Annotated in this window: 13 protein-coding genes; 4 read left to right on the forward strand and 9 right to left on the reverse strand. The window is 63.5% G+C overall.

All coding sequences use genetic code 11. The features are described 5' to 3' along the window. Positions 1 to 815 precede the first annotated feature (815 nt). The 3 genes from AC0KS4_RS12195 to AC0KS4_RS12205 form a co-directional block, all read right to left on the reverse strand. Positions 816 to 1,448 (reverse strand): TetR/AcrR family transcriptional regulator, encoded by a 633-nt coding sequence (locus AC0KS4_RS12195; protein ID WP_064939876.1) that lies wholly within the window; start codon positions 1,446 to 1,448, stop codon positions 816 to 818. 487 nt (positions 1,449 to 1,935) lie between these two features. Then, positions 1,936 to 2,376, reverse strand: coding sequence for a DUF732 domain-containing protein (locus AC0KS4_RS12200; RefSeq protein ID WP_014384882.1), 441 nt, complete (start codon positions 2,374 to 2,376; stop codon positions 1,936 to 1,938). Between the two features lie 254 nt (positions 2,377 to 2,630). Continuing rightward, the gene (locus AC0KS4_RS12205) at positions 2,631 to 4,076 is read right to left on the reverse strand and encodes a class I adenylate-forming enzyme family protein (RefSeq protein ID WP_238955964.1); all 1,446 of its coding nucleotides are present in this window, start codon (positions 4,074 to 4,076) and stop codon (positions 2,631 to 2,633) included. 125 nt (positions 4,077 to 4,201) lie between these two features. Between AC0KS4_RS12205 and AC0KS4_RS12210 the strand changes: the two genes are divergently transcribed. From AC0KS4_RS12210 to AC0KS4_RS12225, 4 genes are all read left to right on the forward strand, one after another. Next, on the forward strand, positions 4,202 to 5,023 hold the full coding sequence (locus AC0KS4_RS12210; protein ID WP_238955965.1) for an SDR family NAD(P)-dependent oxidoreductase: 822 nt from the start codon (positions 4,202 to 4,204) through the stop codon (positions 5,021 to 5,023). Then, entirely contained in the window at positions 5,020 to 6,162 is a 1,143-nt protein-coding gene (locus AC0KS4_RS12215) for an acyl-CoA dehydrogenase family protein (protein WP_201407110.1), read from the forward strand. The genes AC0KS4_RS12210 and AC0KS4_RS12215 overlap by 4 nt, the downstream gene beginning before the upstream one ends. Then, positions 6,159 to 6,629 carry a Zn-ribbon domain-containing OB-fold protein gene (locus tag AC0KS4_RS12220; RefSeq protein WP_238955966.1) on the forward strand — a complete coding sequence of 157 codons (471 nt, stop codon included), beginning with the start codon at positions 6,159 to 6,161 and terminating at the stop codon, positions 6,627 to 6,629. Before AC0KS4_RS12215 ends, AC0KS4_RS12220 begins: the two co-directional genes overlap by 4 nt. Positions 6,630 to 6,695: 66 nt before the next feature. Next, positions 6,696 to 7,814, forward strand: a complete 1,119-nt coding sequence (locus tag AC0KS4_RS12225) for a phosphotransferase (protein WP_064939870.1) — start codon at positions 6,696 to 6,698, stop codon at positions 7,812 to 7,814. A 152-nt stretch (positions 7,815 to 7,966) separates the two neighbouring features. On the opposite strand, the gene AC0KS4_RS12230 is transcribed toward AC0KS4_RS12225, so the two are convergent. The 6 genes from AC0KS4_RS12230 to AC0KS4_RS12255 are packed head-to-tail and all read right to left on the reverse strand — an operon-like array spanning position 7,967 to position 13,699. Further along, positions 7,967 to 8,983, reverse strand: a complete 1,017-nt coding sequence (locus AC0KS4_RS12230) for a PEP/pyruvate-binding domain-containing protein (protein ID WP_308193057.1) — start codon at positions 8,981 to 8,983, stop codon at positions 7,967 to 7,969. A gap of 15 nt (positions 8,984 to 8,998) precedes the next feature. After that, positions 8,999 to 9,409 (reverse strand): Zn-ribbon domain-containing OB-fold protein, encoded by a 411-nt coding sequence (locus AC0KS4_RS12235; RefSeq protein ID WP_064939866.1) that lies wholly within the window; start codon positions 9,407 to 9,409, stop codon positions 8,999 to 9,001. Further along, positions 9,406 to 10,542, reverse strand: a complete 1,137-nt coding sequence (locus AC0KS4_RS12240) for a thiolase C-terminal domain-containing protein (protein ID WP_064939864.1) — start codon at positions 10,540 to 10,542, stop codon at positions 9,406 to 9,408. Before AC0KS4_RS12240 ends, AC0KS4_RS12235 begins: the two co-directional genes overlap by 4 nt. Before the next feature lie 13 nt (positions 10,543 to 10,555). Beyond that, a complete protein-coding gene (locus AC0KS4_RS12245) occupies positions 10,556 to 12,706 on the reverse strand; it encodes an acyl-CoA dehydrogenase (protein ID WP_238955967.1) in 2,151 nt (716 codons plus the stop codon). 19 nt (positions 12,707 to 12,725) lie between these two features. Then, positions 12,726 to 13,334, reverse strand: coding sequence for a nitroreductase family protein (locus tag AC0KS4_RS12250; RefSeq protein ID WP_238957292.1), 609 nt, complete (start codon positions 13,332 to 13,334; stop codon positions 12,726 to 12,728). Beyond that, positions 13,334 to 13,699 (reverse strand): DUF4286 family protein, encoded by a 366-nt coding sequence (locus AC0KS4_RS12255; RefSeq protein ID WP_064939858.1) that lies wholly within the window; start codon positions 13,697 to 13,699, stop codon positions 13,334 to 13,336. Before AC0KS4_RS12255 ends, AC0KS4_RS12250 begins: the two co-directional genes overlap by 1 nt. Positions 13,700 to 13,715 lie beyond the last annotated feature (16 nt).

Raw genomic sequence — 13,715 nt, forward strand, 5'->3', positions numbered from 1 at the left:
CGACCCGCGCAAGGTGAGCGGATAGAACAGCGCGCCACCCCACTTGACCAGCGGTCAATTTCGGGACAAGGACGCGCCCTCGGCCGAGCCGCATAACGTGCACAGGCGCGCATGGCGTGCATGACGGTCGAACTGGCAGCAACTCCGCTGCACGGGTCCGTCGAGCGCGCCGCTTGCATCGCGTGTGGTCCCAGAGCGATTTGCACCTACGCAACCGTCACAGCGAATATCGCCATCACCGCAGGTCAGGAGCCTCTTTCTGGTCGGGCCGACAGGATTGAACCTGCGACCACTCGACCCCCAGGAAGTTACGGTAGTGCGTTTGCCCAGGTCACATTCGGTTTTCGCCGTCAATGCGCCGCATGCGACGTTCACGCATGCGCAGGTCGTTCGACATCGCGCACTACGTGTGGTCCCCGAGTGGTCCCTGCAGCCCCCCTGCGGCAGCAGACCCACATACTCCGGTTCGGTGCTGCAGCACATGTACGAACACACCATTCGCGCGGTTCAGGCGCTTGAATCAGAACGCCCGATTGAAGTCACCCGCCCGCTGAGCACATGCTCGTTGACGGAGCCATGCGCAATAATCACGCATGGCGGTCTTGGCGCAACTACGCCGGTACTGCCGGTGTTTGCTGCCATCGATGTGTGTGCAATCGAAGGAGCACCGCAGGCAACGGGAACATGACCACCGGCTCACACGAAGTCAGCGCGGCGATCTGTGGCAGGCATTAGCGGCGAGTGCGGTGAGGGTCATTGGTCTTTCACGCATTGCTTGGCGCGGAAGCGTGGGTGGCTGCACGACAGTAATCTTCTCAGCTGGTTCGCCAGAGCCCGCCTTCCAGAAGTTGCTGGACCATGTCGATGACGGTCGACGTCACCTGGTGGCTACGGACATAACCCGCATATAGGCCCACCCCACAAAGCACGACCATCAGCGTCTCGACCAAGGCCGGCGCATCGATATCCGCGGCGACCTCGTGGCGCTCGATCGCGTCATTGACACCGCGCATAAGAAATTCCCGAGTGATCCGTACGGAATCGTTCTCAACGCTCTTCCATTCCGGATGACGTTGCGATTCAAGTATGGCTGTGATTAGGAATGCCGATCCGGCGGCATTCGTGGAATTCGCTCTGCCCGCCGCGTCGATTAACGCGGTCAGGCGTGCCACAAACGTGTTCTCGCATTCTGCCCGACTAATAACGGCCTCGAGGATAGATTTGTTGGCGGCCCTCAGCACCTCGCGATAAAGCACCCGCTTGCTCGAGAAGTAGTGATTGATGGCCGGTCTGGTCAAGTCAGCGCGTTCAGCGATGGCCTGGAACGTTGCGCCGTCGTAACCGCGTTCGCTGAAGACTGTAAAAGCAGCTTCCATGATCCGCAGCCGCGTCTCATCGGCATTCACGGCGAGCGGGCGTCCTGGCCCTCGCTTCCGGCGTTCTTGCATTTTTAGAGTGTGCCACCAGTCTTCGTGCGGCAAAGCGAATTTGACGCTGTACGTTGACCTTTTGAAGCGCTCAAATCGCACTACTTCTGTCCGAGACCTCACCCGACAACTCTGATTGTCGTCACCTCGATCGCGTCCCGGCCTGTAGTAACCGAAAGCCGATGGTGCGCAGCAGTTTAACTGGCTGCTAACACAGGATATTGTTTCGCGTGCGCGCGGCGAAATTACGCCGATCCTTGGGAGGGATATGGCGGAAACACCTTTGAAGCGAATTCCGTACCTAGCGGATCGTTGCGGCGACGTCACTGGTTCGGATGCGGGTGCGTCGCGCTTGATGCGGAAGGTGTTGATCGGTCACCGGAATTAGTACCCGAGGACGGCGGCGATCGAATAGTCATGAAGGACCTTACAATCAAGGTGTCGACCACCCGACGTCACGTCGAGCGCCGGGACAGTCAACCCTCTGACTCAGTACGAGAAGACGGACTCAGTAATAGGTACCGGCCGCGGCTGCGCCGTCCGGCGGTTGGTAGCCAGCCGCCGAGTTCCGCAGCTGCCATATCAGCTCAGGACAAAGCAAGTTGACCGCGTACGAGACCAGATAATTAGCCGCGAACTCGTCGTTGGGGGTGACATCACTCTTGACGTCACCCATGACTTGCCCGTAGCCCTCCCCCCGGCCGACCTTATCGCAAATTCCGTGGCCGTAGCTGAGCGCGTCGTTGTCAGGAAATCCGTAATGCCGCCGCACCACCACGTCGTAGACGTACTCGACCTCGGGTGCGGGAGCGGCATGTACCCGCGGCGGTGGCGTTAACAGAAACCCGCCGACGGAAACTGCGCCGACGATCAAAGCGACCAGCGATTTCCGACTCTTCATGGCTGGCGGCTCGAACCAAATGGCCAGCGTCGCCACAATCAGGCCCATGAGATGTGCGCCTCGGTCCACCTGTTGAGCCGACCAGTTTCGCACGGCTATGGGCATAGATCAAGACGTTAAACTATATAACGGATAAGGTCCAGGGATCTCACGATAGAAGTCGAGCCAGACCAGCCACTAGCTGGCGCTGTTCGGGATTGCCTTCGGCGAAATGCCAACGGGTAGAGCTCCGACAGTTGCGTCTTCGCCAAATCCTCGGGAATGCGACGCCCCCGCCTCCTGGTCCAGCGTGTACAGATAACTCACGTTGATGCATCGTCCTGACGCGCAAGATGTGCCGCCCGAAGTGTGGCGCGAACGACCTTGCCGGCACTACTGAGCGGCAGCTCGGCGACCGAATACCAATACTGCGGAATCTTGAAGCCGGCGAGCTTGACCCGGGCGAAGGACCCTAGCTCCTGGGGCCGTGGGGGATGAGCCAAGTCTGTCGGAACTATGAACGCGGCCAAGGTTTCTCCGAGTCGCGGGTCTGGCACGCCCACAACGCCGACCGCGGCAACCGCGGGGTGAGCGCTGAGCACATTCTCGACTTCGAGCGGATAGATGTTTTCCCCACCGCGAACCACCATGTCGTGTCGACGACCGCAAAGACGGAGATAACCGTCGGCATCCATCGCACCCAGATCACCGGTGTGCAACCATCGATCGGCGGCCTGGGCGGAAAGGTGCGCCGCGGCGGCGAACACTTCGCCAATTCCTGCTCGGTCCGGCTCGTCGATTCGCAGACGGAGCCCGCTCACCGGCCGACCGACGCTGTACAGGATCTCGGGATTTTTGACCGCGGCCAATCGATGATCGTCTGGGCTCAGGCTGGTGATCGGGCTGCCCTCGGTTTGGCCGTAGAGACTTACCATGGCGACGTCTGGCAGCACGTCAAGGACCCGTCGCAACGTCTCGACGGTGATCGGCGAAGCACCATAGATCAATGTCTTAAGCGGAACTGCGTCGAGCAGCCGCTCGCTGAGCAACATCTCGATCATCGTCGGCACGAGCAGGCAGTGGGTGGCCTGGAGTTGCTTGAGGTTGCGCCACCAGTCGAAGGAGAACCTGTTGGTGGGGATAACCGCTGCCCCGGCCGTGAGCGCTACCAGGACGTTGCCCAGTCCCCCGATGTGATGCAACGGTGAGCCGGTGGCATAGCGATCGTCGGGGCCGATTCCGATCAAGCGGCGTAGCAGCTCGGCGCGGGCGCCGAGCACTCGCTCGGTGAGCGGGACCATTTTGGGAACTCCGGTTGTTCCCGCGGTGTGCAGGTAGATTGCCGTGGGAGCTGGTTCCGGATGCAACGGACGCCTCGACACTGGCAGGGAAGATATTGACACCACCCGTATCCCAACCGCGTCGGCGACCTGCCGGGCCGTCTCGACGAACGCCGCGTCGGCGAGAAGGATGGGCGAGCGGCTCCGGCGCACCGTTTCGGCCAACTCCGCAGCGGTCTGCCTAGGTCCGAGCGGAGCGAGTGGTCGATTGGCGGCGGCACCGCCGAACAGCAATGCCAGCGCATCGGCGTTGGTGGTGAGCAACCCAGGGATGGGCTGACCTGGCTGAACGTCGAGATCGACGAGCAGGTCCGCAGCTGTGACGCTCATGCCGATCAGTTCACGCCCAGTGACACAGCCCGCTTCGCCGATGACCGCTGCACGTTCACTGCGCTCGTGGACAGCGCAGATTCGCTCCAGCCACTTCATCCGAGTGGGTGAACCGGACTCGTCGGGCGGAAAGCCATCGCGTCTCTCCTAGCCATTTGATCAAAACGATAAATAGTTTACTGTTTACGTGAAATGTCACCAAGGCTCAAAGGAGGGCCGGCTGCGTGCGGATCATTGTCACCGGCGGGAATAGTGGCGTCGGGAAGGCGACCGCCCATGCGATGGCCGCCGCCGGCCACGAAGTGGTGATCGCCTGCCGCACCCCAACGAAGGCGTATGAGGCCGCTTCGTCGATGCCCGGCGACGTCCAAGTGCGCGAGTTAGACCTGGCCGACCTCACCAGCGTGCGTAAGTTCGCCGACACCGTCGACTATGTCGACGTGTTGGTGAACAACGCTGGTGTGTTGGGCTTGCCGTTGACTCGAACCGCGGACGGCTTCGAGGCTCACATGGGCACTAATCATCTTGGCCACTTCGCGTTGACCTGCCTTCTCGGCGACCGGATCCGCGACCGGGTCGTGGCGGTGGCCAGCACCAACTACACCACCGCTCGCATGCACTTCGATGACCTCAACTATCACCATCGCCGTTACAACCCATGGTCGGCATACGGGGAATCCAAGCTGGCGAACCTGCTGTTTGTGCTGGAATTGGTCGCCCGCGGCAAGACCGCCTATGCCTCCGATCCCGGCATGACCGACACCGGAATCACGCGTAACGGCTCGGGAGTATTGCAGTGGGCGGGCCGAGTGCTCTCGCCGCGCATCGCACAGAGCCCAGCTGACGGGGCCCGCTCGACCATTCAGGCGATCACCACGACATTGCCCAACGGCACCTACATTGCGCCGCGCGGCCTGATGCACCAGTGGGGCACACCGAAGCCCACCAAACTCAGAGAAAAGGCGCGCGACGCGGACAGCGCGCGACGGTTGTGGGATATCTCGGCTGAGCTCACGGGCTGCGAGTGGCAGGACAGCCATTCATGACTATCGAACGACTGCTGCCGACGCCAGAAGCACGCGAACTCGTTCGACTGGCCGCCGAGGTCGCCGACAAGGTGCTTGATCCAATCGTCGACGAGCATGAGAAGAGCGAGGCCTATCCCGAGGGAGTCTTCGCGACTCTGGGTGAGACTGGGCTGCTGACACTGCCGCACCCGCAGGAATGGGGCGGTGGCGGACAGCCCTACGAGGTATACCTGCAGGTTCTCGAGGAATTGGCCGCCCGGTGGGCGGCAGTCGCCGTGGCTGTCAGCGTCCACGTGCTCGCCTGCCATCCGTTGATCGCGTACGGCACCGACGAGCAACGACAGCGGTGGCTGCCGATCATGCTGGGTGGTCACACGATCGGTGCCTACAGCTTGTCCGAGCCGCAGGCCGGTTCCGACGCCGCCGCACTGACCTGTAAGGCCGCCGCAGTCGATGGCGGTTACCGCGTCAACGGCGCCAAGGCGTGGATCACCCATGGCGGCATAGCAGACTTCTACAGCCTCTTCGCCCGCACGGGTGAAGGTGGACAAGGCATTTCATGCTTCTTGGTCGAAAAGGACACCGACGGACTTACGTTCGGCAAACCCGAGGAGAAGATGGGCTTGCATGCCATCCCGACCACCACAGCGCACTACGACAATGCGTTCGTGTCTGCCAAACGGCGGATCGGCGCCGAGGGCGAGGGCCTCCAGATTGCCTTCAGCGCACTGGATTCCGGGCGCCTGGGCATCGCCGCGGTGGCCGTCGGGCTGGCGCAGGCCGCACTCGACGAGGCGGTTTCCTACTCCCAACAACGGACGACTTTCGGCCGCAAGATCATCGATCATCAAGGCCTGGCGTTCCTGCTGGCCGACATGGCAGCCGCGGTCGACTCTGCGCGCGCCACGTACCTGGACGCGGCGCGCCGCCGTGACGCCGGACTGCCCTACTCGCGCAACGCCTCGGTGGCAAAGCTCATTGCCACCGACGCCGCAATGAAGGTCACCACCGACGCCGTGCAGGTTTTCGGCGGCTATGGCTACACCAGGGATTACCGTGTCGAGCGCTACATGCGCGAAGCCAAAATCACCCAGATCTTCGAAGGCACCAACCAGATTCAGCGGCTGGTCATTGGTCGATCGTTGGTCGGATCATGACAGTCGAGATCGGTTCAACAGACGGCGCCTACGAGCGCCCCCAGTTGCGATTGGCGCCCAGCCCAACCGCCGAGTCGCATGCGTTCTGGGCCGGAGGGCGCAACGGCGAGTTGTTGATCACCCGCTGCCATGGCTGCGGCCACTTCTTTCACCCGCCGGGACCGGCCTGCTGGCGTTGCCGAAGCACAGACGTTGCACCGGAGCCCGTCTCCGGACGGGCAGCCGTCGCGGCGTATTCCGTCAACCGCCAGAGCTGGATTCCGGGTTTCGATCCGCCATACATCGTGGCGATGGTCGAGCTTGCGGAGGAGCCCGATACACGGCTGATTTCGAACGTGGTCGACGTTGCCCCGGACGAGATCAGCGTCGGGATGGCCGTCGAAGTTTTTTTCGAAGACTGGACCGCGTTGTCGGGCGAGGAAGAAAGCCGGGTGTGGTTGCCGTTGTTTCGGCCGGTCAAAAACTGATCACGTCCCTGGGCCAGATGCTGCTAATGTGACAGTCAACTGTCAAACCGTCGATGAGGACGTGAGATGACCAGCCAAGCCTTGCCCGTCACGCTGCGCTCGCCCGCGGACCTGACACCAGCCGTTCTGACCTCGCTGCTGCGTCGCCACCGGCCCGCGGTGACGGTCACCGACGTGCGGGTCCGGACCACCTGGCAAGGGACCACCTCACACATCCACCTCGACGTGGACTACGCCGATGACGACACCGGCTTACCTTCAAAGCTTTTCGTCAAGACACAACTTGGCACGGTGCACGATCTTCCCGCCGCGGTCGACGAGTCGCTATCGGAGGGCGGCGGCGGGACGGTTATGTTGGATGACGAGACGAAGTTCTATCGCAATCTTCGTGACGATCTCGACGTCGAGACCATGACGACCTACTTCGCTGAACATCTCGACGGACCGTCACAGTTCTTGGTGATCGGCGAAGACATCACGATGCGCGGAGCGCGGGTGCCCGACGCGGAGGCCGGTCTGCCCGTCGAGCAGGTCGACGAGCTGCTGGCGACGTTGAGCCGTGTGCACGCCCCGTTCTGGGCGAATCCGAGGCTCGATGGGCGCGGCGACCTGGCGTGGCTGCAGCATCCCGTCACCGGAGGGTTCGCAGAATTCCTGCGCACCAATGGATTCGCGATTATCCGTGCGTTCATCGACATTCCCTATAAGCGGGAGCTTCTCAACGCAACCGGCGCCGACATGGACAGTATGGAGGCAGCGTTCTGGACCCTGCAGGATCGCGTGGCTCACGATCCGATCACGCTGTTGCACGGGGACCCGCACCCGCGCAACACATATGTTCTCCCCGACGGCCGAGTGGGGCTACTGGACTGGCAGTTGGTGCGGCGGGGCTCGTGGTCCCACGACGTCGGATACGCATTGATCGGCGCGCTGCCGCCTGCTTCGCGTCGCGAGCACGAGCGTGAACTGCTCGACAACTACCGCGGGCGACTGCTCGATGCCGGCGTCTCATCCGTGCCGGATCGCGAGCAGATGTGGACCGCCTATCGGCAGAGTCCGGCGTGGGGGTTTTGCATGTGGGCCATTACGCCCGATCAGATGTATTCCGTCGAGATCGTGCGTGCTGTGCTTGGCCGCTTCGCCGAGGCCTATTCGGACCTCGACACCGGTAAGTTGCTGAGCTGAGGAACGGCACCGTTTCCGAGACGTCGGTCGGACGCCGCGAACCAGGTCGATGCGGCACGAGTAGGGTTGGCGCACAACATCGGTGGGCCGGCCGAGCGCTCACCGGCGTAGTGGTGCAGGACGTTCGGCTCGCGCCATCCTTCGGGCTGGGGCTATCGGTTATTCCAGACCGTCTCCGGTCTGGCCTGCAGCAGATGAACCTCACCGGAGGCATCCACGGCCCACTCGACGTCCACGGCGTACCCGGCGTTCTGCTCAATTTGTAGGGCGAGGCGCGCAACCCGTAGCAGCGTGTCGTCATCGAGGCTGGGTGCGTCGCCCTCGCCGGGGGCGAGATCGACAATCCTGACCGCCCCGGACTCGTACCGATGGGCGCGAGTCTGGCGCGCAATCTCCCGCCTGCGCAAGCATAAGGCGGCCTTATCGACCCAGGCGCTGTCGGTTTCCACATCGCCGTTGACCACGCCTTCACCCAGGCCGAGGGCTGACGCGATATAGATCTGGTCACGGTCTCCCGTCACCGGCTCCAACGTCATCGTCACCCCCGCCGCCACGGCCGGCACCATTTGCTGAACAACCACCGCCATCGCGACATCATCGGAAGCCACGTTGAACCGCCGGCGATACTCGATCGCCCGCGTTGTATACAGACTTGCCCAACAACGGACAACGGCATCAAGCAGCGCGGGCTCACCCTCGATCCACAGATAGGTATCTTGCTGACCGGCGAACGACGCCTCGGCCGTGTCCTCGGCGACCGCGCTTGACCGTACCGCCACTGGTCCGCCGCCGATCTGGGCGTAAGCCTCCACAACCTGGACAGCGAGGTGCTCCGGGAGGGCGACTTGATCGAATAGCGCGGTGATTGCCGCCGACCTGTCCCGGTCGGTCCCCGTTGTCGTCAGTAGTTCGGCGATGCGTGGCGCCACTCCAGCGGCGGCAACGGCCTCGCGGTAGGCGCTCACGGTTATTACAAACCCTGGGGGAACCGACAGACCTTGTTTGGTCAGCGCCCCAAGGCCTATCGCCTTGCCGCCTACCTCGGCCCCTAGCTCCGAACTACACTGATGCAGCGGAACGACATGCATCGCCATGTGTTCCGCCCGGTGCGTACCTTCTGGCAAACCCCGGTTGTTAACCGTGCCGGCGGGCTTTTGACCAATTGTCATAGTGGTCGCCTACCTCTACTTGATGACGAATTCAGGTATGCGATAACCGCTGTCGCCGAGGTCGACGATGCGCATCTGCACCGGTTGCCCGATTCGGACATCGGCTGGATCCGCATCGATGACCGCATTGATCCGCAGGCCCGGCTGCTCCACGAGTTCGACGAGCCCGACGACGTAAGGGGGCACGCGGCCGGGAACGAGCGCCTGGCGGACCACAATGTAGCTGAAGATCGTGCCGTCGCCGCTGACTTCCTCGAAGTGTACGGGGCCGCCGGTGTGGCGGCTGCGTTCCAACGGTGGGTGGATCCACTTGCCGGTGTCGTCGCAGCGGCACAGCATCAACTTGCCGAGCTTCAGACCCTCCCAGTAAGACGCCGTATCAGGGTCAGGTACTGGAACCGGCGCCGCTAGTGCAGTGTTCGTCACGGGTGCTCCTTGCTGTAGACGTTCGCACCGCCGAAAGGCCCGCCGCCCGCGGTCACTAATGCCAGTTGGGCGTCCTTGACCTGCCGCACGCCGGCCGCGTGCCGCAGTTGCAGCGCTGCCTCGTAGTGGTGGTTGAGGCCGTGGATATAACCTTCGGACAACAGCCCACCGTGCGGGTTGACGACGACGTCACCGCCGTAGGTGGCGCGTCCGGTCGAGAAGAACTTGCCCACTTCGCCTTTTTCGCAGAAGCCGAATCCCTCCATGGTGGCCATCACGGTGTAGGTGAAGCAGTCGTACATGCACGCCACGTCCATGTCGAAGGGACTCAGGCCTGTCTTCTCCCAGATCTTCGGTCCCGCTGTGCGCGAGTACATCTCGGTGGGGTCGTCCCATTCGGTCCAGCCGGAGCCTCCCTGAGAGTTCGACGACCCGACGAGCCACATCGGGGGCTGCTTCGCGTCGCGGGCGATGTCTTCGCCGGCGATCAGCACAGCTACCGCGCCGTCGACCTCCGATGTGCAATCCAGTACCCGGAACGGCTCGTTGATCCAGCGCGCGGCCAGATAGTCATCCATAGTGAGGGGTTCGCGACGCAGCGCGTGCTCGTTGGGTCCCGCGTGGTTGCGTTGGGTGATTGCGATGTGACCTAAATCCTCGCTCGTTGAACCGAATTCATGCTGGTGACGCCGGGCCCACATCGCGAACCACTGCGGCGGCACCATGAATCCGGAGGCCGTGTCGAACTGGTCGTGATGCTGCACCTGCATCGGCCCCTCGACGTGACCGAACCGGTAACCCGAGCGGCCGTTGAGTGACCGGTAGACCAGCACGGCCTTGCACATGCCGGCCTCAATCACCGCAGCGGCGGTGGCGATTTGGTCGGCCACCAGGTTGCCGCCACCGTACATGGCATTGGCCCAAGCTAATTCGTCGATACCCAACGCCCACCCGACAAAGATCGGCTGCTCAGAGTCGTTGGCCATAAAAGTGCAGATGCCGTCGACGTCGGTCGGCCTCAGACCGGCATCATCGATGGCATCGCGACAGGCGGCCACGGCCATGCCGCGGGTCGTGCGGCCGGAGTTGCGGGAATACTCGGTACGGCCGATCCCGACGACGGCACAGGTCATGCGGCTCTCCGATCTACTTTGGCGCCGGATCGCGCGGCAGGCCGAGAATGCGCTCGGCGATCAGGTTTCTGACGATCTCCGACGTGCCGCCCGCGATGGTCAAGCACCGGCTGAACAGGTAATCGTGCACAACCTCGGGTTCCTCGCCGAGCAGAATGGCCTGACGGGCAATGCGGAGCCCCAGCTCCGCCACGCGCTGAGCATGCTCCGCTCCAAACAGCTTGGCGATGTTCCCTTCGATTCCGGGCCCGGCGTCGAAGACAGCCCTCGCAGCCTGCCGCAGGTTCAGCGTGGCCAGCGTGTAGGCCTCGATCAACAGCGCACCAACGTCACGCGCGACGCAGGTGTCGTGGGGCCGGTGGCGAGCCAGCAGATCGATCAACGTGTCGGCGGTCATGGTGACCGAGCCACCGCCGATCGACACTCGCTCGTTGCCGAATGCCGCCATCGCCACGCGCCAGCCTGCATTCACCCCGCCGACCACGTTGCGATCGGGCACGAACACGTCGTCGAAAAACACCTCATTGAACAGCGTTTCGCCGGTGATCTCGGTCAGCGGGCGAATCTGCACCGCCGGATCGGTGAGGTCAATGATCATCGCTGTAATACCCTTGTGCTTGGGCGCATTCGGATCGGTGCGCACGGTGGCCAGCCCGCGCTGGCAGTTCACCGCGTCACTGGTCCACACTTTCTGACCGGTGACCACCCAGCCGTCGTCGACCCGTCTGGCCTTGGTGGCTACCGCCGCCGCGTCCGAGCCGGCGCCAGGTTCGCTAAACAGCTGGCACCACCGCAACTCGCCTTCGAGGCTCGGCCAGATCAATCGCTCGATCTGTTCGCTGCTGCCGTGCTGGAGCAGCGTCGGCACCACCCATTCACCCAGTCCGAGGCTCGGCCTGTCCAGACCGCCCAAGGCGTCCTCGATGATCAACTGCTCGACGCTGTCTGCGCCACGCCCGTACGGGGTGGGCCAATGCGGTTGCAGGTAACCGCTGCGCGCCCAGAGCCTTTGGCGATCGTCGGCGTCGGACGCCTCGAGTTCAGAGCGGAAATCCAGTGCGGCCTGGCGATACTGCTCGGCGCCCTGGGGTAGGTCTACCGAGTGCCGCCGACGCATTCCGCCGCCTTGCAGCGCGATAACCTTGTCCCGCAAAGCATCCTGGTCACCAACGAAGGCCTGCAACACGGTGGCCCGCCTGATGTAGAGGTGGGCGTCGTGCTCCCAGGTGTAGCCGATGCCGCCGTGCACCTGCACGTTCTGCAACGCCACCCGCTGATAGGCGGTCAGCGCATGCCCGGCTGCCATCGTCGCGGCCAGCTCAGCCTCCGCGCCAACGGCGCGCGCGGCGTCCCAGGTCGCCGCGACGGCCAGCTCGGTATCCACCAGCATGTTCGCGCAGTGGTGTTTGACCGCCTGAAAAGAGCCAATAGGCCTGCCGAATTGTTCGCGGCCGGCGGCGTAGGCCGTCGCCATCTCGGTACACGCACCCAGCCCGCCAACGGCTTCGGCCGCGGCCAGCAGCCGAAGAATGCGCACCGCTGCCCCGGCGGCGGCCGGGAAGACGTCGGCGACCTGCACGGAGCTCAGGCTGGCCACGACAACCGGTGCAAGTAGCCGGTCCACCGAGTCGACGCATCGTGTACTGACGCCGTCACCGGCCTGCACCAAAACGAGGTCGTCGCCCGCGGGCAGCAGGAACAAGTCTGCGCCCGCCTCGGCCAGTGCCGGCGCCCCGGCGGCCGAGGCCTTCGAATCGTGAACAACAACATCGCCTTTGGTGCCAATGCCCGCGATCACGTCACCAGACACCAGCCGCGGTAACCACCGCTCTCGCTGCCCGTCGGTCCCTACTTCGGCGATCACCGCAGACACTGCGACGGTGGGCAGAAACGGTCCTCCCAGCGCGGCGCGACCGAGCTGCTCGAGCACGATCGTCAATTCAGGCAGTCCGTAACCCTGACCGTCGAACCGTTCGTCGATGTGCAGGCCAAGCCACCCGGTGGAGACCATCTCTTTCCAGAGTCCGTCGGTAGACCACCACCGACCGCCTTTGTCACGGTCGAGCAGGATCCGGCGTGCACTCACGGTGCCGGCGCGCCCGGCCACCATCGCGCCCGCCACGTCGGCGAGCGCGCGATGCTCCTCGGTTATCGCTAAGGGCATTGGCAGTTCTCCGTTATGTTCACCATGAGTTGCCAAACTGCTCGCGGTGGGTCACCGATGTCGCCGGGCGGCGGCGCGGTGGCGAGAGCTTGCGTGCGGGCGGGCCTACGTAGACCGCCGCCATTGGGATCAGGTTCTGGGGCAGTTGCAGCAGTTCGCGGACGCGATCGACACCGAAGGTGGTCAGGCCGGTAGTCAGACACGAGCCATAGCCGAGGTCGGCAGCGGTGAGCAGCATGTTCTGCACGGCCGGGTAGATCGATGACGGTGCGTAGACCTCGGGCACGCGATCGGTATCGGCGCACACCACCACCACGACCGGCGCCGCGGCGAATCCGCCCTTGCTGAAACCGAATTCAAGGTCGGCGACCAATACCTTGTCCTCAACGCTATGCCTGACGTAGTCGCCGCCGCCCGCGTTCCACGTCTCCGTCCACCAAGCCGCTAGCAGCGCACGGTTGCTCTCGTCGCGGACCACGATGAACGCCCAAGGCTGGGTGTTCTCCGCGCTCGGCGCATGTACCGCGGCCGCCAGCATCTGCTCGACATCGGAGTCAGGTACCTTGCCGTCCGGATCGAAACGCCGACACGCACGCTGGGCGTGGATGCCCGCGAGCAACTCGCCCACTAGCGCTCCGCCAGTACACGTTCGCCGCGCGGCGCCCATCCGGTGAGGGAAACAGTGGTCAGATCGAGCCACTCCCCCAATGACAGCGTGCCGGCCATCACGCGCTTGAGGAACTGCGCCATGACGATCTCGGGGTCGTCGTCCAACTCGTAGATCACCATGTAACGGTGCGTCGGCGGCGGTAACTGAGCCGGCAGGTCCTCATCGTCGGGCACCTTCAGTTCGGTGATGTCGTAGCGTTGCGCCGCAACGACTCCGGGAACATCGAGAACCTCGGGCACATGCTGGGCGTCGTACCACTTGTTGAAGGCGTCATCTTCGCCTTCGATCGGGTTGGTAAGAGCTATGAACAGGTTCGAAGCCACGCCACACGCCTTTCTC

Source organism: Mycobacterium sp. NTMscope_MAC_12, assembly GCF_976985675.1.

What these genes read in the sequence shown, in the direction of transcription:
- AC0KS4_RS12195 (WP_064939876.1), bottom strand. Translation starts at nt 1,448, where the DNA reads ATGCAAGAACGCCGGAAGCGAGGGCCAGGACGCCCGCTCGCCGTGAAT.
- AC0KS4_RS12200 (WP_014384882.1), bottom strand. Translation starts at nt 2,376, where the DNA reads ATGGGCCTGATTGTGGCGACGCTGGCCATTTGGTTCGAGCCGCCAGCC.
- AC0KS4_RS12205 (WP_238955964.1), bottom strand. Translation starts at nt 4,076, where the DNA reads ATGAAGTGGCTGGAGCGAATCTGCGCTGTCCACGAGCGCAGTGAACGT.
- AC0KS4_RS12215 (WP_201407110.1), top strand. Translation starts at nt 5,020, where the DNA reads ATGACTATCGAACGACTGCTGCCGACGCCAGAAGCACGCGAACTCGTT.
- AC0KS4_RS12220 (WP_238955966.1), top strand. Translation starts at nt 6,159, where the DNA reads ATGACAGTCGAGATCGGTTCAACAGACGGCGCCTACGAGCGCCCCCAG.
- AC0KS4_RS12225 (WP_064939870.1), top strand. Translation starts at nt 6,696, where the DNA reads ATGACCAGCCAAGCCTTGCCCGTCACGCTGCGCTCGCCCGCGGACCTG.
- AC0KS4_RS12230 (WP_308193057.1), bottom strand. Translation starts at nt 8,983, where the DNA reads ATGACAATTGGTCAAAAGCCCGCCGGCACGGTTAACAACCGGGGTTTG.
- AC0KS4_RS12240 (WP_064939864.1), bottom strand. Translation starts at nt 10,542, where the DNA reads ATGACCTGTGCCGTCGTCGGGATCGGCCGTACCGAGTATTCCCGCAAC.
- AC0KS4_RS12245 (WP_238955967.1), bottom strand. Translation starts at nt 12,706, where the DNA reads ATGCCCTTAGCGATAACCGAGGAGCATCGCGCGCTCGCCGACGTGGCG.